We start from the raw sequence: 22,685 nt of genomic DNA, 5'->3' as shown, positions 1-22,685 counted from the left end.
AGGATTGTGCAGCAGTCTCCTAGTAAGCGGGGTGGTCCAGCTCGTCGAGCACGCGCTGGGCGATGCGGTAGGCCGCGTTGGCATCGGGCACGCCGCAGTAGATCGCCGTCTGGAGCAGCAACTCTTTGATCTCGTCGTTGGTCAGCCCATTGGTACGCGCGGCCCGCACGTGCATGGCCAGCTCCTCGTGATGGCCGCGGGCCACCAGGGCGGTCAGCGTGATGAGTGAGCGGCTGCGCCGGTCAAGACCCGGACGCGTCCACACCGACCCCCAGGCGTACTGGGTGATGAAATCCTGGAAGTCGGCGGTCAGATCGGTGATCGCCGCGGTCGCGCGGTCGACATGGGCGTCGCCCAGGACCGCCCGGCGCACCGCCATGCCGGCGTCGCGCACCCCGGCGACGGTCGTGGGAGCGGCAACCGCCTGCCCCGCGTTCGCGTGATCGCGGATGAGTTGGCCGACCTCGGACGGTTGCTCGGCCGGGGGCAGGTGCGCGACGCCGTCGAGGACGACGAGCCGCCCGTTCCGGACTCCGGAGGCGATAGCCGCGAGATCGGCCGGCGGAGTGGGGACGTCGAGCAGACCCGACACCGCCAGCACTCGCGGTTCGATCTCGCCGAGGCGGTCACGGACGTCGAAGCCCGCCAGCGCCTCGCACACCAGCGCATAGCCCTCGTCGTCGGCGTCCCGCAGGTCGTGCAGCAGGGCTGCGCCGATCTCCGGCTCCCGCTCCAGGAATCCGGGTGCGAACCAACGCTGGGCCGACCCTTCGATCATCGACGGGGTGCCCGACGCGCGCACGGACGTGGCCCGTGTCCGCCAGGCATCCGGCTCGCCGATCCGTGCGCCCGTCGACAGCAGGACAGCGGAGTCGATGCGCGCGGGTGCGTCCAGCAGCAGCTGCAGCCCGACGGCGCCTCCCACCGAGTCGCCCGCGTAGGTGAAAGTGCTGGCGAACGTGTCGCGCTGGGCCACCACGTCGTCGACCATCTCGAGGACACCGGCGGCCAGCTCGGCCATCGTGAACGGCTCGGCCGAACCGACATTGGATCCGTGCCCGGGCAGGTCCCACGCGAGGACCTCGAAGCGATCGGTGAGGCCGGCGGCGCAGCGCGCCCACAGTGACTGAGCCGACGTGCCCAACGAGGGCCCGAGGACGAGCAGGGGCATGGCGGGTGAACCGCCGAGCTGGACGGCTGTGATGCGAGGGACGGTCACTCGTTCTCCTCCAAGAAGGTCTGGGCCCGCTCCACGGCGCCCACGATGAGGTCCTCGGAGAACCCGCGGTAGGTGGTCGGGTCGGAATCGGCGGTCTTGTCCAGCAGCCCGGCGATCGTGCGGCGCTCGGCCAGCACGCTGTCGGTCGACCGGTCGAGCGTCGCGCGCATGCGCTCGGCGTCCACGTGCAGACCTTGCAGCAGCTCGGTGGTCTGGGACGCGGCGACGACGCTGCGTCGACCGAGCATGTGCAGGGTCGACCACTCGACGTGCCACGCGCCGTCCGGGCGCTGGTCGCCCGCGGTGGCGGAGGCGAGGTGCATCGTCGCGGCCAGAGCGGGGGCTCCCAGGGCTGCGCGGCGCACCAGTACGGAAAGAATCGGGTTGTTCTTGTGCGGCATCGTCGACGAGCCACCGCGGCCCTCGGCCGTCGGCTCGGCCAGCTCGCCGATCTCGGTCCGCGCCAGCGTCGCGACATCGGTCGCGACGTGTCCCCAGGCGTCCGTGCACGAGACCAGCGCGTCGGACGTCCGGGTGACCGTCGCCCGCGAGGTGTGCCACGGGCGGAGTTCCCGTAGCCCCAGGGCCGCGGCGGTGCTGGCGACCAGGTCGGCGCTGGTCCCCTGGGGATCCTCGTGCCCCCGCAGGTTCGCCAGCTCGGTGGCCGCCGACAGAGTGCCGACCGCCCCGCCGAGCTGCACCGGCAGGAGGGAGCGGGCGTCCTGGACCAGATCGGCGGCGTCGACCAGGCCGTCGAGCCAGCCTGCGGCGACGGCGCCGAACGTCGTGGGGACGGCGTGCTGGGTCAGGGTGCGACCGACCATCGGCGTGTCGGCGTGCTGCGCGGCGAGGCGTGAGAGCGCGGTCACCTGGGCGCGCAGCTCGTCGATCAGGCGATCGAGCGCATCGCGCAGCGCGAGCATGAGGGCGGTATCGAGGACGTCCTGGCTGGTGAGCCCGCGGTGCAGCCAGGTGGCGGCGGGCTGCGGCGCCCGCGAGCGGAGCAGGCCGACGAGCGGGACGACGGGGTTGCCGCTGCCCTCGGCTGCCGCCGCGATGTGCGGCAGGTCGTCGACGGTGACGAGCGGGGCGAGGTCGGTGGCGGCGGCGGACGGCGCGAGCCCGGAGGCCACGAGAGCGTCCAGCCACGCGGACTCCACCCTGACCATGGCGGCGAGCAACGCCTCAGCACTCATCAGGTCGCCGGCGCGCTCGTCGCCGGGCCAGAACAGGTCGGTCATGGCGTTCAGTGTGCCGCCCCGTGGCCCGGGAACGTCAGGAAGACGGTCTCGCCCTGGCCCTGCAGACGGATGTCGAACGCATGTCCCTGCGCATCGGCCTCCGCGACCAGCGTCGCGCGACGGTCCGGCTCGAGGCTGCTGAGAAGGGGGTCCGCAGCGAGGGCGGCCTCGTGTCCCGGCAGATATGCGCGTGTGAAGAGCCGATCGAGCAGGCCACGCGCGAACACCGTGAGCGCGAAGAACGGTGCGCCCCCGTCGACCCCACCCGGCGCGATCGTCGAGAACGAGTAGTGGCCGGCGTTGTCGGTCGACGACCGGCCCCAGCCCGTGAACGTCCAACCGTCGCGGCGCAACGAGCCCGGCTGCTGGACGATCGCGCCGGACGCGTCCGCCTGCCAGAGCTCGACCAGCGCGTCGGGGACCGGCGCACCAGAACCGTCGAGCACGCGGCCGTGGAACCGGATCGCACCCGGGCTGCTCGCAGGCACCAGTTCGGAGTCGCCGTCATAGGGGAGTGCGTAGTGGAAGAACGGGCCCACCGTCTGGCCGGGCGTGGGGTGCAGGCGGGGGCTCATGCGTGGTCCTTGTCGTCGTTGTTCTCGGTCCAGGTGCGGTGGGCTCCGGTGAGCACGATGTCCCACCGGTAGCCGGTCGACCACTCGGGTCGCGTCAGGTCATGGTCGTAGCGGGCGACGAGGCGGTCACGGGAGCCCTGGTCGGTGATCGACTGGTAGATCGGGTCCAGCGCGAACAGGGGATCGCCCGGGAAGTACATCTGCGTGACGATGCGCTGCGTGAACTCGGTGCCAAACAGGGAGAAGTGCACGTGGGCGGGACGCCACGCATTGCGGTGGTTCCGCCACGGGTACGGACCCGGTTTGATCGTCTGGAATGAGTAGCTACCGTCCGCACCGGTCAGGCACCGCCCGGCGCCGGTGAAGTTCGGGTCGAGCGGCGCAGGGTGCTGATCACGCTGGTGGATGTAGCGTCCTCCGGCGTTGGCCTGCCAGATCTCGACCAGCTGGCCCGCGACCGGGCGTCCGTCGCCGTCCACGACCCGGCCGGAGATCGTGATGCGCTCGCCGATCGGCTCGCCCGAGCGCTGAATCGTCAGATCGGCCTCGAGTGGATCGACGTCCCGGTGGCTGAAGCACGGAGACCACAACTCGACGCCTTCCGGATCGACCTGGTGCAGATCCTTGGTCGGATGCCGCAGGAGGCTGCTGCGGTACGGGGAGTAGTCGAGGCGGGGCCTGATAGCGGACGGGTCGGTGCCGGCGGACAGGTCGGCGATCTCGGCGCTGATCTCGGCTTGGGTCGATAGGTCAGGAGTGCTCACCAGCCCGACGGTAGGTGGCCGGGGCGTACGCTTCGAGCTATATCGTTCACTGAGTGAAAGAGGGCGACGATGGCCGGCAACACCTCCGACCCGGGAGCCAGTGTCGCCTCGCGCCTGCTGACCGTTCTCGGCGCCTTTGACGATGAGCACCGGGCGATGACGCTGAGCCAGATTGCGCGTCGGGCGGGTCTACCGCTGCCGACCACTCACCGATTGGTGGCCGAACTGGCCACCTGGGGCGGCTTGGTGCGGCGGCCGACCGGCGAGTACGTGGTGGGTCGCCGGATCTGGGAGCTCGCACTACTGGCGCCGACCCAGACCGGCCTGCGCCAGATCGCTGAGCCGTTCCTCCACGACGTGTACGGCGCGACGCTGGCCACCGTGCACCTCGCGGTGCGCGAGGGCGCCGAGGTGTTGTACCTCGACCGGCTGTCCGGCACGGCGTCCGTCCCGATCGTCAGCACCGTCGGCTCCCGACTGCCGCTGCACTGCACGGCGGTTGGGAAGGTGCTGCTCGCGCACGCGCCCGACGACGTGCTCGCCGAGACGCTCGGCTCGTTGACCCGGATGACGCCGTTCACGGTGACCCAGCCCGGGCTCCTGCGACAGCAGCTGGCTCGGGTGCGGCGCCATGGGTATGCGACAACGGTCGAGGAGATGTCCCTCGGGGCGTGCTCGGTGGCCGTCCCCGTGCTTCGAGACACCGCGGTCGTCGCATCCCTGGGTCTTGTGGTTCCCCGCTTGACGAGGGACAGGACCCGCCTCGCCGGAGTCCTCCAGGCCGCGGCGTTCGGTATCGGCCGGGAACTGGCGTCAGGCGGGTGATGGGAAGGAGATCTGACGCGGGCTAGAGGGACACAGGGGCCGACGCTGACCCATCTAGACCGATGTCCGGCGAAGTCGTACTTGAGGCATGAGAATTCAAAAAATCGAACCCCACGGAATCCGGGGCACACCAATGTGCCCATCAAACCCGGGGCACACCAATGTGCCCATCAAACCCGGGGCACTTCAGAAGCGGTATTGCTCGCACCACAGCCTTGACCTGGAAGGGCAGGAATGCCAGCCATGAACTTTTTACCGCCCTGCCCACGGGTGCGTAAGCGCAGCGTGCCGGAGATGGATGCGGCATCGGATGCCCCGGTGGCAGGTCACAGCGCGTGAGACATCCGGGCCGTGGATTCGCCGCTTTGGCTGTGGCCGTACTGGTGACTGTCTTAACAAACATGCCGGTGTTTCTCCTTGGGGCGCTGGCCACGGAGATCACCGCAACAATCCGCGTCCCGGCCTACGGGATCGGCCTGGCGGTAGGGGTCTACTGGGCTGCGGCCGCCCTCACCTCCGCGTGCACCGGTGTGATTGGTCGTGTGCTCAGCGAGAAAGGCATGGGCATCGCCGCCTTGCTTCTGGCGGTCGTGAGCCTGACCGGCAGCGCGTCCTGGATCTCTGCGTGGCCGTGGCTAATTGTATGGGCATCCCTGGGGGGACTCGGGAACGGTCTCGGGCACCCTTCCTCCAACCACTTGCTCGTCACGCACATCCCAGCCGCCTCGTGCGGGCTGGCCTTCGGGGTGAAACAGGCCGCGGTCCCTGTGACGGGGTTGGTCGCCGGCGTTTCGATCCCGTTGGTTGCGTTGACTCTGGGATGGTCCATGGCCTTCCTGCTGATGGCTGTACTGGGCATGCTCGTACTGGTCCCCGTGGCCCGGACCCGGACCATGCCGGTCGTTATGGGTACGACCCGGCCGGCGGGGCAATGGGATACCCAGATGCGTTCGGCGTTGGTGCTGATGGCCGCGATGACGATGTTCGCGGGCGGTGCCGTTACGTCCGCCGTGGCCTTTGCCGTGATCGGCGCGCTGGAGCGGGGGATTGCAGTCGGCCCGGCTGGTGTGATTCTGGCCGTCGGCAGCGCCTTAGGAGCCGCGACCCGTATCGTCATTGGCGGAGTCGTCGATCGAGGCGGCGTGTCAGCACTTTCTCTGATCCAGACAGCACTCATCGTCTGCGCCGTCGGGCTTTCACTCATGGCGATCCCCACCACCTGGAGCTACGTGGTAGGTGTCCTGCTAGCGGTGGGCCTGGGGTGGGGGTGGCCAGGTCTGGTGCACTTCCTCATCTCGCACATGGCGCCTGGGGCCACCGCAGCGGCCACCGGCATTGTCCAGACCGGCACGTACATCGGCAATACCATCGGCCCCGTGCTCACCGGGGTGGCCCTTAGCCCCGCTGATTCACGGGCCGGTGTGACTGCTGCTGTCGGGTGACGGCGGGATCGATTTCGTGGGTGGGCGTGCGTGTGTGCCGGCTGGCGCTGCCGGTGGGCGGGTCCCCGGGTGGTGATGTCGTGGGCGGGCATGTGAGGTCAGGCTGGTTTGGGGATCGCGGCGATCGTGTTGAACACAGCGACGATCGCGACGGCCCAGGGCCATGTTTCCGGGATCTTCACTTTTCGCCGTCGGCCGCTGCGGACCAGCCGGGCTGCCACGTGAAGGAAGCGGTAGCGCAGTGCCTTGGGCTCGCACAACGCCAGGACTGCGGCCTCGCCGGTGCAAGCGAGCATCCGCGTCCAGGCAACGAGGTCCGCTGCGATCATCACCGCGACGAGCCAGGCCTGGTTGAGCGCGAACCCCCGCGAAGGTAGCCGCCCGAGCCCGGTGTCCTTGGCGTGGCGTATCCGGTCCTCGACCCGGGCGTGAGCCCGATGCCTGGCCTCGAGGAATTGCAGCTGACCCGTGGCGGTGGTGTTGGTGACAAAAGCCTGGTAGCGCCATCCATCGATCTCCTCGAACATCGACAACTGAGCACCCGGATGGGGCCGCTCGCGGCGCACGATCACCCGCATCCCGTCTGGCCACTTGGCGAGCATCCGTTGGGAGAGGAATCCGGTCAGCTCCGCGATGTCGGCCCCGTCACGAATGTCCCCGTTGGGGTTGAGCGCTGGTCCCCACGCGGCTTCGGGGCAGGTCGCGATGGCCCGGCGAATCGGGGCAGTGATGGAGAAGCCGACCGAGTACTCCACCTGTCGACCACGGACGCGGTTCTGCTCGGTGATCCAGTCGATCAGGTCGTGGGAGGCGCCGGCACCGTCGGAGCGGATCAGCAGATCACGCCGATGACTGGCGGGGATCTGCGCGATTGCCTGGCCCAGGACGTCGATGTGGTCGGCGGCGGTGTTGGACCCGGCGTTGCCTGGGCGCAAGCTCGCGGCGAGGAACTCTTCTGTGTTGTCGCACCACACGCCGATCGGGTGGTACCCGAACGTGCGCTTATACGTCGGCGCAGCAAGCTCCTTCTCGCTGTGAGTGACCACAATGGTGGCGTCCACATCGAGCACGACCGTCGATCCCAGATCCCGCCCCGCACACGCCGATGCGGGCACTCCGCCGGGCAGGTGGGACCACACGTGCCGCCGCGTGCGAGCCCGCGCCACCTGGATCTTCTTGCGCTTGCCGGCAGTGACCTCATCGAGCGTGCGCCACACCGTCGGCGCCGACGCCACTGGGCCCAGGGCGCCGGACTGGTGGCGCAGGACGCCGATGTCGGAGATGGACTCGCCGCCATCGGCGAGCATCACCGCGGTATCGATCAACACCCGGCCGCGATCGTGGATCGGGATGAACCGGCGGCGAGCCATGGCCCCTGACAGCTCGGCGGTCAGACCGACCTGATCAGCCAGAAGTCGAGGCACGATAGCCCCGGCATGCGAGACCACCCCGACACCATCTGCAGTAACGGACAGACCGGCCGACCACGAAGTACGCTTCACCTACCGAGTGCTTTCTGCTGGAGAACATGGAACCTTAGACAAGTCCCAGTTTCCCCTGTTCAGGAAGCACTTCGGTCTATTTTCGCCCAGCGATCCGCAGATTCCCATGAATCACCCGGGTTAGCCTCGGTAACTCGACACTGACCTGGGCGATGCTCGTCACTATGGCAACCGTCGCCGTGGTCATTTCCTTCTTCTTCGGGCTCCGACTGCGGAGAATCGACTCTCTGGAATCGCCGCTGGCCTGAGGTGGTCCTGTCCACAGCACCACCGTCACCGGCCGTCGAGATCCTTAAACGAGCAAGTTCTGGATTTCTTTGGCGGCTGTCTGGAGCATAGCTCCGAGTTCTGTGCGGAGTTGTTCAGTCATGCGGTGAGCGGGCACGGATACATTGATCCCGTAGTATCCTCCGCTCGGGCTGGTGATGGGAACAGCGACTGACATGACGCCGTCTTCGCTTTCTTCCTGGCTCGTTGAGTACCCGGTTTGCCGAATCGTTTCGAGGGCACGCTCCAGATCGGAACGGGAAATGATAGATCCCTTGGTGAGACCCGGGAGCTCCTCATACGGGTACAGGGCATGCAGTTGTTCCGTGGTGAGTAGGCTCAGCATTGCTTTGCCCGTTGCAGTGCAGTTGGCAGGAAGCATCGCACCTTGACGTGAGGCAACGCGGACGGCACGTTGGCTTTCGATGGCCTCCAGAAAGTGTGCGTTCGAGCCTTTGAGCTCGGCAAAGTGCACCGTCTCTCCGGTTGCCTCGAATACCCTTTCCATTGCTGGACGAATTAGCGTTCCGATGTCGACGTGGCGCCGTATGGCGAAGGCGATGGAGCTGAGTGCTTGTCCGGGTTCGTACGCTTTGGTCTGAGGGTTCTGCCGTACGAAACCTCGGTAGAGGAGCATCCCCATGAGGCGATGGGCCGTAGATGACGCCACTCCGAGGTACTTGCTGGCATCGGTGAGCCGGATGCTCGGCCGAGTCTCGAAGAGCAGCAACAATCGGAGTGCGTTGTCGACGGATTCGATGGGGTACTGCGGAGGAGGGCCGTATCTGGAGTCGTCCTCCGCCCGTGATGCGGACATGAGCTTCATGTTACTGACCGGGGGTTCAGTCTCTGTCCGGCTAGGGCGCAGGCCATCAACGAGGCTCACCAAGTCGTGCGAGTTCATGTCTCCAAGCAGTCTCTGTGTTGAATGCTCCTCCGAGGTCGGGCAGTTCGGCCATATCGGCGTCGGGCAGATCGACGAGGTGCCCACCAGCCGAAGTCACTTGCAGTGCCAACCCGGACAGGCCGTCCACGCTGATGGCCTGGAGAACTGCTTGCTCGACGGTTTCGGCCGCGCTGGTGAGGCCGTGGCCCCGCAGCACAACAACGGGCCTTGTTCCCATAGCATCGGCCATTTCGGTGGCGAGCCGACGGTCGCGGATGAGTACTCCGCGGGGATAGACGGGCACCCCGTTGGCGGCGAGGCGGGCTCCGGGAATGTCGTACGCCCCTACGATGGGGCGTACTGCAAGCCCTGCCAGGTCGGCGGCAACCACTCGCGGGGGATGGGCGTGAACGACAGCCCGGATGTCTGGGCGGCGCCGGAAGAGCTCGGTGTGCAGCGGCAGTTCGTTGGGGACCGTGTATCCGCCCGCGAGCTCGCCGTCGGCGGCGGGATTGCCGTCGAGGTCCACCATGCGGATGTCTTCGGCTTGCGTATACGCCAGTCCGCGTTCGTACGGGCCGCGACAGCGCACCAGCAATGTGCTGTCGGTAATTTTCAGGCTGATGTGACCCAAGATTCCATCTGCAAGGCCCCGATGGGCCAAGACCCGGCAGGCGAGGGCGATACGTTCCCGGCTGACGCTCTCGGTCTGGGGCAGCAAGTTTCCGGGTGTCATGACGCCCTCCTCGGCGGTGGCTCCAACTGGGGTTCGAGCTTGGCGCGCAGATCCTGCACCGTGATGCCCCTGGCCATGCCCAGACGGCAGGCAATGAGGGCTTTGGGCCAGTTCACGATGGCTGCGCCCCGGACGGTGGTGCCGTCGATGGTGTAGAGGGCGGCGAACTTGCCGTGGACCTGCGGGTGTCCGATGAGGACGTGGTCGACATTGCCTCCGACGCGTCCCACGACCTGGATCTTCCAGTCGTGCTGGTCGCTCCACACGTATTCAATGGGCGTGTAGGCGCGCGGCTGTTCCGGATGGATGATGTTGTAGGCCACGCAGGCGGCCTGTTCCACCGCGTTAGTCCAGTGCTCGGTCCTGACGTCCTCGCCGTGCTTCTGGTGGCGCCAGCGGGCTACGTCGCCGACGGCGTACACGTTCGCAGCGTCGAGGGCTTGACAGTACTCGTTGAGCACGACCCCGTTGTCCACCAGCAGGCCGGATGCGCTAAGCCAGGAGTCATTGGGGATGACGCCAATACCGATCAGCACGGTGGCCGCCTGAACGCTCTCACCGTTGGTCAGGTGGAGGGAGAAGTTGCCCTCCTCGCCTTCGATAGCTTCCACTCCGGTGCCGAACATGGTGTCGACCCCGTTGTCCTGGTGAAGGTCTGCGAACCACTGGCCGATCTCAGGGTTAAAGAGGCGGCTCATGGGCACGGGCACCGGGTCGATGACGGTGACCTCCAATCCCAGGCCGCGGGCGGTGGCTGCCGCTTCGGCGCCGATGAACCCTGCCCCGATAACGGCCAGCGCCCCACCCCGGAGAAGGTCCCCACGTAGTTCGCGGGCGTCCTCAAGGGTGCGCAGCACGTGAATCCCTGGAGACTGGCCCCAGGGAGAGGGCCGGGGTGATGCTCCGGTGGCAATGACGAGGTTGTCGTAGCGAAGGGGGTCATGCCCTTCAAGCTTCAGCAGGTTCTCGGCGACGTCCAGATCGACAGCGCGGTGCCCCAGCAAGAGTTGGATGTCCTCGGCATCGGCCTGCTCCTGTGTCAGCAGCCGGATAGAGTCCTCGTCGGCGGATCCCGCAAGAACGGATTTCGACAATGGCGGCTTATCGTAGGGAAGTTCGGTCTCTTCTCCCACGAGGATGATCTCCCCCTTATAGCCTTCCAGCCGGAGGGACTGCGCGGTGCGCACCCCGGCAATGGAGGACCCGACGACGACGACGGTGCCCGGGCTCATGCGTCCTCTACCACCAGTGCGGAGACCGGGCAGCTGCGCGCGGCTTCGGTGACGCGGGCGCGGTCGGCTTCGGGGACTTCGGTCTGGAGCAGCACGACGATCCCGTCGTCGTCCAGGTCGAAGTAGTCAGAGGCTCCGACGACGCAGTTCGCGTATCCCTGACAGGCCTGCAGATCGGCTTTTACAACGGGCATGGTCGAACTCCTTAGCTTGAGACGGTGGTGCTCTGGCGGTTGGGGTGTTTATTCGTCTTCGGCCACGAGCGGCCCGAAAGGGTGTCCGATCATGGCCGAGAACGTGGCCGGGGCCTGCCAGGTCAGGGACTCCAGTTCCAGCGGACAGAGCGTTACCCACTGGCCCGAACGAGGAGATTGAATCATCAGCCGCGAACCGTTGCGGGTCTCGATGCGGGTGACCTGGACCTCCGAGAACTCGTTAGCGATCACGATCGGCTTGCCGGTGACGTGCTCTTCGAGCCGGCGGCGTTCCTCGGTGGCCTGGATCGCCGCGAGGCGGTCTTCCTCCTCGCCTTCCCATTCCAGTTTCACAGGAAGATCGCCAGGTTCTGCATGCGGATGACCGACTCGTCGACCATGATGGTGCGACGGGCCAGCTCCCACCCGGACCCGGATGAGGTACGGCGGAGGAGATCCTCGCGTCCTGCCGAGACAGTGGAGGACTCCCCGACGTCACCACGGCTGCGGAAGAGAAGAACCGCCGAGTCCACGATGATCTCTTGCGGGTCGGGGGTGCGGAAGGTGCGCACGTTGGTGATGTAGTGGCGCAGCCGTGATGGGGGGTCTTCGGTCCACGCGTGCTCGGTGGCGAAGCGTGCCACGCGGCGACTGAGCGAGTACTTGTTCTCGTCCCAGTGCGCCATCCCCGGTGAGGTGGAGTATCCGGCGCCCAGGGCAGTGGTGACGCGGACGGGCATGAGATAGTGCACGTCATCGGCGATCCGGGAGAGCCACTCGTCGTAGTCCTGGGCGTCCAACAGGTACGCCTCATCGACCAGCCAACGATGCGCCTCCAGGTGAAGTTCATCGTTGAAAGGCAGGGTCTGCCCCGTCCGCTGAGTACGCGGGGCGTGGGCTCCCAGCGCCGATTGTTCGGACAGCGTCAAGTTCTCGTTCTCGTGTGCCGTTCCAACACTCATGATCAGACCTCCTCGTGAAGGGTTGCTGCGGGCGCGGTCTCTGCGCTGCCGCAGGCCGGGCGGGCGGGCCCCGATCCGGCGGCCGGTGGCGCTTGCACCGGGTCCGAGCCCACGTGCACCTGCGCTGCGGCTTCTACCGGACGTTCGAGGTGATCGGCCCACCGGCGCAACAACTCCCGCTGGTTGTACTCGCTGTAGCCGACACGGGTGGCGCCGGGTCCCGAGTATTCCTCGGGGGACAGGGCCTCGACGACGTTCTCGCCGTTCTCGAGCATGCCCATCCGGCTGTTGAGCAGCAGACGCCGTGCCATGGAGCCGGCGGCAGTATTGGTGAGGGACACCCAGTTCTCGACGTCGTCCTGCTCGAACATGCCGCCACTGCCGAAGCACATGAGATACGCCTTGTAGGAAAGCGCTTTGTACTCCTCCGGCGCGTTCTTGTCGACGGCGAACCACGAGAGGACTTCCGTCTCGTTCTCGCTGATCGGCTGCCACACGCGGATAGAGATGAAGGGGAGCACCTCGTCGGAGCCCTCTTCGACCCGCGGCCAGTTATGGACGAAGCTCATGTTCGGGAACAGTGAGGCCGCCGAGATCATGAACCCGTCCTTGCCGACCACGTCGAGCTGCTCCTGGGTCCACTGCTCCTTCATCCGGGCGATCATCTCGTCCGGGTAGCCCACGTAGCGCAGGCGCTCCTCCAGGCCACCTTCGGGCAGCTTGTAAGTGGTGCCGCCACCGTTGCCAGCCCAGTACGTGGTGCCGTCCTTGCGCTTCTCCGCCTTGGGCTCGCGGAAGAGGCCGATCTCCACCACCGAGGTGTGGGTCTGGGGCGTGTGGTACATGTCCCCGGCGAAGTTCTCGGCCCCGATCTTCCAGTTCGCCTTGACCCGCCAACGCTGAGGGCCACGCAGCTCGATGCCGTCCGCGCTCTGCTTCGTGTAGTAGTCCAGGTAGAACTTGAAGTCCCCCAGGAACTCCTCCAGGGGCTCGGCATCCGGGTCCATGCTGATGAAGATCAGACCGTTGTACGTGGCCAGCGAGGGAGCAGGCAACAAGGTCTGGCCCTTCTTCTTGAAGCCTTCCTCCCCGCCGTATGCCTCCTTGTGAAACGGCAGGCCAACGAGGCGCCCGTCATTGCGGTAAGACCAACCGTGGTACGGGCAACGGAAGTGGGAGGCATTGCCCATCTCCGCCCGGCACACCTGCATGCCCCGGTGGAGGCACATGTTGAACAGGGCCCGGACCTGGCCCTGTTCGTCCCGAGAGATAATGAACGAGTCCTCGAGGACCCTGCGGACCACGTAGTCACCAGCCTCGGGGACCTCCGACTCGTGGGCGACGAACAGCCAGCTGCGGCTGAAGAGACGTTCCTTCTCGAGTTCGAAGAGCTCTTTGTCGTTGTAGATATGTGCAGGGATCATGCCCCGCCGTACGTCCTCGAGGACGCCGTGATGGTCTGCCATGGGAGAGCTCCTTCTCGATCATCGATCAGTCAGTCTGTAGAGCAGAGGTCCACTCTGTCGTGAAGAGGTTTCCGCATTTTGTGATCTACGTCAACCCCTCCCACTCTTCGTGCCAGGTACGGGTGGGTGCGGCAAGGGTCAGTGGCCGTTTTCGGGGGAGTCGGAGTCGCGGGCGGCGTTCTCTCCGCGGTCCAGCCTCGCCAGGGCGGCCATTTCCTCGGCAGTCAGGGAGAAATCGAACACCGAGATGTTCTCGACCAGCCATGCGGGTTTGGCGGCCTGCGGGATCGGGACGATTCCTTGCTGGACGTGCCAGCGGAGCAGAACCTGCGCCGGACTCTTTGCTGTCCGTTGCGCGATCTGCACCACGATGGGGTGGTCACGCAGTCCCGATTCGCGACCAATAGGGCTCCAGGCCTCGGTAATGATGCCCAGGTCCTGGTGCACTGCCCGCGGGGGTAGCCGTGCGAGATCGGGGCTGAGCTGGATCTGGTTCACGTCAGGAACCACGCCGGTCGCGGCAATGACCTTCTCCAAATGGTCCGGCTTGAAATTGGAGACACCGATCGCTTTGACACGGCCTTCGTCCAAGAGCTTGACGAGGCCTCTCCATGCCTCGGTGTACTGGTCCAAGGCCGGCACGGGCCAGTGGCACATGAACATGTCCAGGTAGTCCAGGCCCAAGGCTTGGAGACTGCGGTCGTAGGCCCTCTGCACACCGTCGACGCTGTGGGACTCCTTGTTGAACTTGCTGGAGACGAACAGCTCTTCACGCGCAACGCCGGCAGTGCGGACACCGCGTCCCACCGCGTCTTCATTGCGGTACTGGAACGCGGTGTCGACGAGCCGGTAGCCGCTTTGAATGGCGTAGCGGACGGCCGTCTCGCACTCTTCCCCCACCAGTGGCCAGGTGCCCAGGCCCAGATGCGGAATGCTATGCCCGTGCCGCAGTCGGAGCCTCGGGACCGTTGCGGGGTCATCGCTCGGATGGGTTTTCGTCGTCATGGACAGCCTCTCGTCGAAACGTCTTGCTTTCTTGTCACCGGAGGCAAATAGCGCGAGCCTCGGGGTCTGTGTCGGTCAGTCGACATCTTTGTTGGATCTCCAGGTGGTTGCAGCTGGGGTGATGATGTCTACTAACCTCGCGCTTTCACGCTGATTCGTGTCGTGAATAAAGAATGGTGCCCTGAACTGGGATGATTGAACTTGCGAAGGTATCAATCGGACCAGATCGAGGAGCACCATTCAGGTGAGCAAGTCTACGTCGCCGTACCCCACGCTGTCTGCAGATGGCACCGGAACCGGGGTCGTGTCGCACGCCGGCGCCGCGGTGTTACTCCGGGCTGCGGAGAAAACGGGTCTGACCAGCCGATTATCCGAGGCGTTGGCGCCGTGGCGCAAACCTTTGGCGACTCATGATCCGGGCAAGATCATCTCGGACCTGGCCGTGGCGGTCGCGATCGGTGGCGACTGTTTGGCCGACATCAACCAGTTACGCGCCGACCCGGCGGTGTTCGGTCAGGTCGCCTCTGATCCGACGGTGTCGCGCCTGATCTCGACGTTGGCCGATGATGCGCCGGCGGCGCTGTCGGCGATTGCGACCGCGCGTGCTGCCGCGCGGGCAGCGTGCTGGTCAGCAGCCGGTGCCACTGCTCCCGACCATGACGCCGACGTCGCTGACCCGGTGATCGTCGACCTCGACGCCACTTTGGTGACCGCGCACTCGGAGAAACAGGATGCGGCACCAACCTACAAGCGGGGGTTCGGTTTTCACCCGCTGTGTGCGTTCGTCGATCACGGCAGCGACGGCACCGGCGAACCCCTAGCGATCGAGTTGCGCCCGGGTAATGCTGGTGCCAATACCGCTGCCGATCACATCGCGGTCACCGCCGCCGCACTCGAGCAGCTACCGCACGTGGCGGGCTATCGGGTTGGCAAGTCGGTGCTGGTGCGCACCGACTCGGCCGGCGGCACCCACGAGTTCGTCGACTACCTCACCCGACGACGCCTGGCGTACTCGGTCGGGTTCGGGCTCACCGAAGCGACCGCAACCGCGATCGACCGGATCAGTCCCGAGGCCTGGACCCCGGCCTACGACACCGAGGGCATCGAGCGCGACGGGGCGTGGGTGGCCGAGTTGACCGGGCTGATCGACCTATCGGGCTGGCCCGAAGGCATGCGAGTGATCGTGCGCAAGGAGCGCCCGCATCCAGGTGCGCAGCTACGCTTCACCGATCGTGATGGGTTGCGGGTGACCGCGTTCGCCACCAACACCGTTCGTGGCCAACTCGCCGATCTGGAACTGCGTCACCGGCGACGCGCACGCTGCGAAGACCGGGTCCGCACGGCGAAAGACTGTGGCCTGACCAATCTTCCGTTGCACGGATTCGATCAGAACCGCATCTGGTGTGCCATCGTGATGCTCGCTTGCGAGCTGATCGCCTGGACCCAGCTGCTGGCCTTCGCTGATCATCCCGCTCGCCGGTGGGAACCCAAACGACTGCGCCACCGCGTGTTCTCGATCGCCGCCAAGATCAGCCGCCACGCCCGCCGAACCCGGTTGAAGCTTGCCGCCCACGCACCACATGTTGGACTGCTGCTCGACGGGATCTCAAGACTCGCAGCACTTCCCGCACCTGCCTGACATCAAGCCGACCTGACCTCTGATCCAGAAAGGACGTTCCACCTCGGGGCCGTGAACCCCGACGCCCACCGACGCGTCGGGCACCTCTCACGGCCTACGCCCGGAGATCCGGTCCTCAGACCACCCACCCGGGCCACCCAACAGACGACCGCCACCTCACGAAAGATCGAGGCTAAAGCGAGATGAACGCACCAACCGCGGCGTTGAACTTTTCGCGCTGGTCACTGAACACGTGATGACCAGCGTTGTTGATGAGATAGAGCGAGCTATCCAGGGTGTTGGCAGCGATCAGATCGAAGAGCCCCTTACCCATCGACACCGGCGCCGATCGATCATTGACTCCCCACACAACCAGCGTCGGCACCGGGATTCCTGCGTCGGCAAGCCGTTCCTGAACCCAGCGCCTGCCCTCGCTGAGGCTAGGCAACCAGTGCTCCTCCGCATTGCGTGCATATCCGGCGACAGCGTCGAGCTGCTTTTCGCTCTCGAGCCACTTTGTGGCGATCCCGATGTAGTCCTCGGGCAGATCTCCCTCATTAACCCCCTGGGCAGCATGATAGTGACGGATCAACTCGGCCGAACCTCCGGGGGCAGTCCTTTCGACTCGCTCGTAGAAGTCCATGTCGGTTCCGACGGGCGGCGCCGGTGCCGCAGTCGCACTGCTGATGATGACCAGCTTCTTTACCATCTCAGGGTACTTCAACGCGAGAAGGACCGCCGTCATGCCGCCGCGCGAGTGACCCACCAGGGTCAGGTTCTTGAGCCCCAACTGAGTTGCAAAGTTCGCAACGTGTTCGGCGACCGCGTCGACAGTCCAGTCTTCGTCATTCAGCGGGAGACCAGTCTCGCCCTGACCGAGTTTGTCGACCGCGAGGACACGGCCGTACTCGCCGAAATCCTCTAGAACGTTGCCCCAGGATTCGATTCCGACCGGTATGAAGAACCCGAAATGCCCCCCATGGATGAGGAGGATCGGATCCTTGTCCTGGCCGTCGTCGAAATAACGCGTCTGAACCCCTTTCACATCGACGGTATGGAACTTCTGGGTGATTGAAGAGCTTGGCACGGATAACGCCTTTCTGTGCACGATAACGATTGAACAATTCATCGCAGTTCGACCCCTACCGACGTGGTAGTTCTGGCCAGTAGAAATCTCTTCTGCGTGTGCCTGAAAGCTACGCGCCTCCGCATCGACTGTCAATAGAAAGGGCCCTTCCGGATTCAGAGTGCATTGATCCGATCCTGAAGCTGTCCGGAGTGGATCAGTGACCGCAAGATGTAGTGCTTGAGGTTGCGGAAGCCCAGGGCGATTCCGCGGAGGTGTTCGAGCCTGCCGTTGATGGCCTCGACGGGGCCGTTGGAGGCACCCACGTCGAAGTAGGCGAGGATCTCGCGGTGCCGCTTCCATAGCGACCGGCCGAGCTGGGCGAGCTCGGGCAGCTCGGTGGGCACCCCGGTCCGGATCGAGCGCAGGAGCTTGTACATCGCGATCTTGCCCTCCCGCTTGCCCGAGGCCTCGTAGGCGGCGATGAGTCGCTGGTAGACGCCGTAGGTGACCTCCACCGCCGCGTGCGCATCGTTGGCGGTGAACGCCTTGAACAAGCGCACTTTCTGTTTGTCGGTCAGCAGCCCTGCCCGGGTGTTGAGCGTCCTGCGGATGCCGTACAGCGGATCGCCGGTGCGGCCCCGGTGCCCGGTGGTGGCCTGCTGGATGCGTTGGCGGCACACGGTGAGCTTGTCGGCGGCAAGATGCACGACGTGGAACGGGTCCATCACCGTGCGTGCTGCGGGCACGGCCTTGGCTGCGGCGGAGTGGTAGCCGGCGAACCCGTCCATCGTGACCACCTTGACTCGGTCTCGAAATGCCTGGTCGCGGGCGTTGAGCCACTCGGTGAGGACCTTCGCCGAACGGCCCGGGACCATCCTTTGGCGCGGCCGAGGAACTTGTGCCCGCCGCCGTCGGGGATGCGTCCGAGCTTCTTGATGTCCACGTGCACCAGATCGCCCGGTGCGGCGTGCTCATAGCGCTGCGGGCGTCGCTTGGTGGCGCGCACCGGGGCGCCGGTGGCCGGGTCGGTGAACGCCAGGCGCACGCACCCGAAGCGGGACAGGATCTTGTGCACCGTCGAGGGGTGCATTCCCAGGTGGTAAGCGATTCGGGCTGGCCCCCACCGGCGCGATACGCGCAGGCCGATCACCCGGCGCTCCCGACGACGCGGGGTGCGGTGGGGGCAGGTGTGCGGCCGGCTGGAGCGGTCAACCATGCCGGCCTTGCCCTGCTCGCGATACCGGCTGGCCCAGCGTCGGGCCGTGGTGACCGAGACACCGAACCGTTCCGCAGCTCGGGCCGGGGGCCAGCCGTCTTCGACGACACACCGGGCCAGGCGCAGTCTTCCCGTGGGCGTCAAGGTCGCGTTAGCGTGGGACACGAAGACCTCCGTTGTGGGTGTGGTTGCTTGGTCGCTTTCACACCTCACACGGAGGTCTTCCTCATTTCATCTCGCCATGCCGACCGGAGACACAACCTCCGTGGTCAGTACATCTAGCCGACTGGGCCAGTGCCCGAGGTGCGGCAGGAAGGCAGGCCGGTATCCTCTTGGGCGTCAACGATATGCCCGCCGCGGCGACCAAATGCTGTACGCGTGGCAGCCCGGGATGCTGGCATCGAGCCCCGGATCGCGAGTCGCCCGGTCTGACAACGTGGTCGTTGACCCGCTCAGCGATCGGCCATTGCGGCTGCCACCCCTCCAACCGAGAGCGCGAGCGGAGAGAACCTGCTGAACGGCGCAGCCGGCCGCTAACGTCGGTGGTAGCACGTTCACGAACCGGGGCACAGGGCGTACCGGCCACCGCCGCCCGACGGGGTTCGTTCTCGACCGCGGTTGCCACCGCGTCCGGCGAAACTCCGTCGGTCACCGGCCGCGCCGCGGCAGCGATGGTTCGTCCACCAGGGGGTCGGAGACGGTGATGGCCCGCATCGGGCAGCTCGCGGCGGCCTCGAGCGCTAAGGCGCGGGTGCGGGGGCCACCGTCAACAGGCTCCAGAACGACGGCGACGCTTCGCTCGTCATCGAGGTCGAAGAGCTCGGGCGCGGTCACAACGCACGAGGCGAAGCCCTCACACCGCTCGAGGTCCACCGTAATGTTCATCATGTTCATCGTCCCTCCGTGGTTAAGTCATGGGCAGTCTGTTCGGCGGCGAAGCGCCGCATCGGATCGATCCTGAGCGCGCCGGCCAGCTGCATGATCAGCAGTGGGTGGGCGCCCCTTTGCTGGAGGGTGACCAGGTCGCCCTCCAGGACGGCCGCAAGATCGGCCAGCCGTACGCCTGCGAGGTCGGCCGCGAGCTGGCCCGACTCTTCCGCAATAGAACGAAACTCCGGATCCCGGACGACCCGGCGGATGACCTGGTCCAGGGGTAAGTTCACGGTTCCTCCTCGGGGGCCAACCGAGCCAGCGCGATCCCGGTCGCCCAGTCCGGGACGGACTCGTATGCCAGGACGACCCCTCTCGGCCCACGGGCCGTCCGCTCAGGCTCCGACACTCCCCAGCCCTCCTGACGGGACGCGGCGGCCATCGCGGTGACCCAGTTGCAGATCTCCGGGGCACCATTGCCGGCCTCAGCGAGGACGTCGGCGGTCTTCATGGCGAGGATCGCGCCGAGGTCCCCTGCGCGCACGTGCTGCAGGAATCGCTCGTCGAAGGCGGAGTTGATCTGGCCCATCTCCGGCGTGCCGACCCAGTGGGAGAGCCCGCCGGTCCCGAGCACGACCACTGTTTCGGCTGCGGGCCGCCGCGTAATGACGTCGCGCAGCAGTTCCCCCAGTTGGGCGCTGCGCCACAGGGGTGGCAGAGGCTCGGTGTTGGCGTTCTGGAACACCGGGACCACCGGGATGTCCATCTCTGGTCGGATCAGGGTCAATGGTGCCATGAACGCATGGTCGATCTTCGGGTTGGCGGAGAACGCGAGGTCGAATCCGGCGGCCACCCCTTCGGAGAGCAGCTGGGCAGCGAAGGCGCCAGCAAGTGGGACCTCGGCGCTGGCCACTCCTCCATCGCCCCAACCGGTGGCTATCTCTCCGATTCCGACGCATATCTGCGGAAAGCTGTCGTAGCTGAAGGATGCTAGGTGCTCGCTGCTGACGACGACGAGCACGTCAGGGGACAGCCGGTCAATTTCCGCACGCACCTGAGCGAAGGCCTGATGGACTGCGGCGTGCACGTCGTTGTCCGGTTGGAGCTTTCGGATCATCATCGCCGTGTGGGACGTCGCGTACGCACCTACCAGCCTGCCCATCAGCGGGCCGCCCGTTGCCGGTTGGTGGCCGGATCCGTGGGGCCGCCGTCGCCGTCGCCGTCGGTGCGCCCACCTCGGCGCCCCGCGGTGACCGAACGCACGAAACCGCCGACGACAGCGTGGAATTCCGCCGGCTTCTCGAACTGCGGCCAGTGACCGGCGTCCTCCATCAGACGGAACGTTGCATCGGGAATGATCCGGCTGGCCGCCTCCCCCACCGTCCACGGCATGGTCGGGTTCTGCCGGGTCCACAGCACGAGCGTCGGGCAGTTGATCGTCGCGAGCCGCTCGGCGGTCAGCAGTTCCTCCGGCCGGGGCCGGGAGGTGAATGCGGCGACCATGTCACCGGCGGTGGCGGCGAAGTCCGGGCTGGCGTAGATCCGGTACCGGGTCTCCACCAGTTCGTCGGTGACCACGGACGGGTCATGGACCAGCCATTCCAGCCGAGTCCGGACCTTCTCCCGGGTCGGGGTGTCCAGAGCCTTGGTGGTAGCCTCCGCGACCTGCCGGCCGACGTTCTCGGTCAGCGTGGCACCGTCGGCGTCCACCTGCAGCCCCGCCCCGGTGACGCTGACGAGCGAGGCGACCCGCTCGGGGTGGTGGACGGCGAGAAACGCCGCGACCCAGCCACCGAGAGACTGCCCGACCAGGTGGGCTCGCGAGGCGCCGATCTCGTCGAGGAAGCCGAGCACGTGCTCGGCGAGCGCGCGGATCGAGTACTCGATCTGCGGCTTGTCGGTGAAGCCATGACCCAGCATGTCAATGGCATGCACGCGGAAGTCCCGGCCGAGGACGGCGACGTTGCGCACCCAGGTCTCGGCGTGCCCGCTCACGCCGTGCAGCAGGACTACCGGCTCACCGGCGCCTGCCTCGATGCTGCGGGTGCGGTAAGAGCTCGCCTGGCGGTACCGGACCTCGGTTCCCAGCAGGTCCACCCAGAACGAGTTCCCCTGGGGCTGGGCCATTCCCCCTTCAGTGCTCGTCACGTTGAAGCTCCTCTCTGTTCGGCCGTGCGGCCGGTGCGGGATGGTCGGTCACTCCGGTCCGAACGGCTCGGAGAGCAATGTCGTGTAGGCCCTCTCGTCGAGCCAGGTGAGGCTCTCCAGCTGCAGCGCGTCAAGGAAGACCTCGCGGCCGGTGCGCAGGCTACGGATGGCCAGGCGAAGGTCGTTGCCGTCTCGGTCGGCGCGTACCCGCACCCGGGCGAACTCGTTGCGGACTACGAGCTCGCCGTCGGCAGAGCCGATGCGCAGCCAAGAACTCGGCTCTGGTGCGCCATCAGCCCCGACGTCCCGACTGCCGTCGAGGTCAGCCGCCTGGGCCTCAGAAGAAGATGGAGATGGCACGGGGCAACACCCGGTGGTCGAGGAGCACGGTCCGTTCGGCGATCTTCCAGCTCTCACCGGAGGTCACGATCCGGTCGCGACGGGAGCCGACGAAGAACTGCTCGGAGTTGGCTCGCCGGGACTGGAAGATGATGAAGTTGCACTCCGCTACCAGGTCGCCGTCCGGCCCGGGGGTGACCAGGACGTTGCTGATGAACCGGCGCGTCCGCGACCGCGGCTGCTCCGCGTGGGCAAGGCCACCGGCCAAGCGCTCCATCCGCTTGGCGAGGAAACGGGCGTCCTCCTCCATGAGCGACCACTCGCCGGGGACGTGGTCCCGGTGCTGCCGCACCTCACGGGTCTCCGTGATCGGCATCCAGTAATGGACATCCTCAGTGAACAGGTCGAGCCACTCGTCGTAGCGTTGCTCGTCGAGCATCTTGGCCTCGCTGTAGAGGAAGTCCTCGACGTCGCGGCGCAGATCGGTGAGGGAATTGGTCATTTCTGCTCTCCCGGGGTGGTCATGAGTTCGAGCCAGTAGCGATAGAAGTTGCGGTGGTTCTGCTCCGAATAGTGGGGCCCCAAATGGCCGGGGTATCCCTCCTCGTGGATCTCGCCCTCGTGCCCCAGGCCCATCGCGTAGTTGAAATCCCGGGTCTGGGAGACCACCCCTCGGGCGGACTCGGTGATTTGCTCGAAGTTCTCGCCATCGTCCTGGCCAAAGATCCCGGCCGCGGCGTTCTCCTGGGACATCTGGGTGCGGGCGAAGTCCTTGACCGACTGCGGCGCGTCGCGGTCGAAGAGCGCCGTCTGCCAGACCTCGATCTCACCCGGTCCCCTCGGGTGCCATTGGAAGAGCCCGAAGACGTGGAAGACGCCGAACTTGATCCATGACAGGTTCGGGAAGATATTGCCCTGACCGAGCCCGTGCATCTCCGCCTGCAGCGGGGAGACCCGGGCCTTGAGCCGCTCGTGCACGGCGTTGACGTACTCGATCGCCTCCGGCCCGAGGAGCTGAGCCATCCCGACGTCGTTCTGATAGGCCGGCCGGGCTTGCTGATGTCGCCCATCCCGTGGCCGTGGTCGAAGTATGCGATGTAGTCGCCGAG

At 66.3% G+C, this 22,685-nt stretch carries 24 protein-coding genes and 2 pseudogenes; 3 read left to right on the top strand and 23 right to left on the bottom strand.

What is annotated here, in order from left to right:
• Positions 1-19: 19 nt before the first annotated feature.
• From pcaC to pcaH, 4 genes are read right to left on the bottom strand one after another with little or no spacing between them, the layout of a single operon-like run.
• Positions 20-1,219: a 4-carboxymuconolactone decarboxylase gene (gene pcaC / locus QAD21_RS13275; protein ID WP_016895384.1), complete on the bottom strand. Its 1,200-nt coding sequence runs from the start codon at positions 1,217-1,219 to the stop codon at positions 20-22.
• Positions 1,216-2,460 carry a lyase family protein gene (locus QAD21_RS13270; protein WP_016895385.1) on the bottom strand — a complete coding sequence of 415 codons (1,245 nt, stop codon included), beginning with the start codon at positions 2,458-2,460 and terminating at the stop codon, positions 1,216-1,218. Before QAD21_RS13270 ends, pcaC begins: the two co-directional genes overlap by 4 nt.
• A 5-nt stretch (positions 2,461-2,465) precedes the next feature.
• Positions 2,466-3,035, bottom strand: a complete 570-nt coding sequence (gene pcaG, locus QAD21_RS13265; RefSeq protein WP_006898355.1) for a protocatechuate 3,4-dioxygenase subunit alpha — start codon at positions 3,033-3,035, stop codon at positions 2,466-2,468.
• Positions 3,032-3,799: a protocatechuate 3,4-dioxygenase subunit beta gene (gene pcaH, locus QAD21_RS13260; protein ID WP_006898356.1), complete on the bottom strand. Its 768-nt coding sequence runs from the start codon at positions 3,797-3,799 to the stop codon at positions 3,032-3,034. The genes pcaG and pcaH overlap by 4 nt, the downstream gene beginning before the upstream one ends.
• 69 nt (positions 3,800-3,868) lie before the next feature.
• Between pcaH and QAD21_RS13255 the strand changes: the two genes are divergently transcribed.
• Both QAD21_RS13255 and QAD21_RS13250 read left to right on the top strand, forming a co-directional pair.
• A complete protein-coding gene (locus QAD21_RS13255; RefSeq protein ID WP_016895386.1) occupies positions 3,869-4,624 on the top strand; it encodes an IclR family transcriptional regulator in 756 nt (251 codons plus the stop codon).
• 335 nt (positions 4,625-4,959) lie between these two features.
• Positions 4,960-6,066: an MFS transporter gene (locus QAD21_RS13250; protein ID WP_327037320.1), complete on the top strand. Its 1,107-nt coding sequence runs from the start codon at positions 4,960-4,962 to the stop codon at positions 6,064-6,066.
• Between the two features lie 98 nt (positions 6,067-6,164).
• Here the strand turns inward: QAD21_RS13250 and QAD21_RS13245 are convergent, their stop codons facing one another.
• The 9 genes from QAD21_RS13245 to QAD21_RS13205 form a co-directional block, all read right to left on the bottom strand.
• A complete protein-coding gene (locus QAD21_RS13245) occupies positions 6,165-7,568 on the bottom strand; it encodes an IS1380 family transposase (protein WP_006897051.1) in 1,404 nt (467 codons plus the stop codon).
• Positions 7,569-7,860: 292 nt separating this feature from the next.
• Entirely contained in the window at positions 7,861-8,652 is a 792-nt protein-coding gene (locus tag QAD21_RS13240) for an IclR family transcriptional regulator (RefSeq protein ID WP_223258967.1), read from the bottom strand.
• Positions 8,653-8,707: 55 nt separating this feature from the next.
• Positions 8,708-9,457 carry a class II aldolase/adducin family protein gene (locus QAD21_RS13235; protein WP_006897053.1) on the bottom strand — a complete coding sequence of 250 codons (750 nt, stop codon included), beginning with the start codon at positions 9,455-9,457 and terminating at the stop codon, positions 8,708-8,710.
• A complete protein-coding gene (locus QAD21_RS13230; RefSeq protein ID WP_006897054.1) occupies positions 9,454-10,689 on the bottom strand; it encodes an FAD/NAD(P)-binding oxidoreductase in 1,236 nt (411 codons plus the stop codon). The genes QAD21_RS13235 and QAD21_RS13230 overlap by 4 nt, the downstream gene beginning before the upstream one ends.
• Positions 10,686-10,883, bottom strand: a complete 198-nt coding sequence (locus QAD21_RS13225) for a ferredoxin (RefSeq protein ID WP_006897055.1) — start codon at positions 10,881-10,883, stop codon at positions 10,686-10,688. Before QAD21_RS13225 ends, QAD21_RS13230 begins: the two co-directional genes overlap by 4 nt.
• Positions 10,884-10,931: 48 nt before the next feature.
• Positions 10,932-11,237, bottom strand: coding sequence for a hypothetical protein (locus tag QAD21_RS13220; RefSeq protein ID WP_006897056.1), 306 nt, complete (start codon positions 11,235-11,237; stop codon positions 10,932-10,934).
• Entirely contained in the window at positions 11,234-11,845 is a 612-nt protein-coding gene (locus QAD21_RS13215; RefSeq protein WP_006897057.1) for a 3-phenylpropionate/cinnamic acid dioxygenase subunit beta, read from the bottom strand. The genes QAD21_RS13220 and QAD21_RS13215 overlap by 4 nt, the downstream gene beginning before the upstream one ends.
• 2 nt (positions 11,846-11,847) lie before the next feature.
• Positions 11,848-13,311 carry an aromatic-ring-hydroxylating dioxygenase subunit alpha gene (locus QAD21_RS13210; RefSeq protein ID WP_006897058.1) on the bottom strand — a complete coding sequence of 488 codons (1,464 nt, stop codon included), beginning with the start codon at positions 13,309-13,311 and terminating at the stop codon, positions 11,848-11,850.
• A gap of 138 nt (positions 13,312-13,449) precedes the next feature.
• Positions 13,450-14,316: an aldo/keto reductase gene (locus tag QAD21_RS13205; RefSeq protein ID WP_006897059.1), complete on the bottom strand. Its 867-nt coding sequence runs from the start codon at positions 14,314-14,316 to the stop codon at positions 13,450-13,452.
• 244 nt (positions 14,317-14,560) lie between these two features.
• Between QAD21_RS13205 and QAD21_RS13200 the strand changes: the two genes are divergently transcribed.
• Positions 14,561-15,955 carry an IS1380 family transposase gene (locus tag QAD21_RS13200; protein WP_280359634.1) on the top strand — a complete coding sequence of 465 codons (1,395 nt, stop codon included), beginning with the start codon at positions 14,561-14,563 and terminating at the stop codon, positions 15,953-15,955.
• 172 nt (positions 15,956-16,127) lie between these two features.
• Here QAD21_RS13200 and QAD21_RS13195 read toward each other — a convergent pair whose 3' ends face one another.
• The 10 genes and pseudogenes from QAD21_RS13195 to QAD21_RS13150 all read right to left on the bottom strand — a co-directional run bounded on the left by QAD21_RS13195 (position 16,128) and on the right by QAD21_RS13150 (position 22,668).
• On the bottom strand, positions 16,128-17,042 hold the full coding sequence (locus QAD21_RS13195) for an alpha/beta hydrolase (protein WP_280359653.1): 915 nt from the start codon (positions 17,040-17,042) through the stop codon (positions 16,128-16,130).
• A 134-nt stretch (positions 17,043-17,176) separates the two neighbouring features.
• Positions 17,177-17,878 (bottom strand): annotated as a pseudogene (locus QAD21_RS13190) (ISL3 family transposase); the annotation flags it as partial.
• A pseudogene (locus QAD21_RS13185) lies at positions 17,878-18,384 on the bottom strand (leucine zipper domain-containing protein); the annotation flags it as partial. The pseudogenes QAD21_RS13190 and QAD21_RS13185, both read right to left, overlap by 1 nt.
• Before the next feature lie 483 nt (positions 18,385-18,867).
• Positions 18,868-19,113: a ferredoxin gene (locus QAD21_RS13180; RefSeq protein ID WP_006897064.1), complete on the bottom strand. Its 246-nt coding sequence runs from the start codon at positions 19,111-19,113 to the stop codon at positions 18,868-18,870.
• Positions 19,110-19,382, bottom strand: a complete 273-nt coding sequence (locus QAD21_RS13175) for a hypothetical protein (protein WP_006897065.1) — start codon at positions 19,380-19,382, stop codon at positions 19,110-19,112. Before QAD21_RS13175 ends, QAD21_RS13180 begins: the two co-directional genes overlap by 4 nt.
• Positions 19,379-20,251, bottom strand: a complete 873-nt coding sequence (locus QAD21_RS13170) for an extradiol dioxygenase (RefSeq protein WP_006897066.1) — start codon at positions 20,249-20,251, stop codon at positions 19,379-19,381. The genes QAD21_RS13175 and QAD21_RS13170 overlap by 4 nt, the downstream gene beginning before the upstream one ends.
• Positions 20,251-21,237 carry an alpha/beta fold hydrolase gene (locus QAD21_RS13165; protein WP_137809379.1) on the bottom strand — a complete coding sequence of 329 codons (987 nt, stop codon included), beginning with the start codon at positions 21,235-21,237 and terminating at the stop codon, positions 20,251-20,253. The genes QAD21_RS13170 and QAD21_RS13165 overlap by 1 nt, the downstream gene beginning before the upstream one ends.
• 48 nt (positions 21,238-21,285) lie before the next feature.
• Positions 21,286-21,597, bottom strand: a complete 312-nt coding sequence (locus QAD21_RS13160; RefSeq protein ID WP_006897068.1) for a hypothetical protein — start codon at positions 21,595-21,597, stop codon at positions 21,286-21,288.
• Positions 21,575-22,078: an aromatic-ring-hydroxylating dioxygenase subunit beta gene (locus QAD21_RS13155; RefSeq protein ID WP_006897069.1), complete on the bottom strand. Its 504-nt coding sequence runs from the start codon at positions 22,076-22,078 to the stop codon at positions 21,575-21,577. Before QAD21_RS13155 ends, QAD21_RS13160 begins: the two co-directional genes overlap by 23 nt.
• On the bottom strand, positions 22,075-22,668 hold the full coding sequence (locus QAD21_RS13150) for an SRPBCC family protein (RefSeq protein WP_348534520.1): 594 nt from the start codon (positions 22,666-22,668) through the stop codon (positions 22,075-22,077). The genes QAD21_RS13155 and QAD21_RS13150 overlap by 4 nt, the downstream gene beginning before the upstream one ends.
• Positions 22,669-22,685 lie beyond the last annotated feature (17 nt).

This window comes from Gordonia sp. SMJS1 (assembly GCF_029866425.1).
Taxonomy (GTDB): Bacteria; Actinomycetota; Actinomycetes; order Mycobacteriales; family Mycobacteriaceae; genus Gordonia; species Gordonia hongkongensis.
This window is presented reverse-complemented; position numbering and strand designations above follow the sequence as displayed.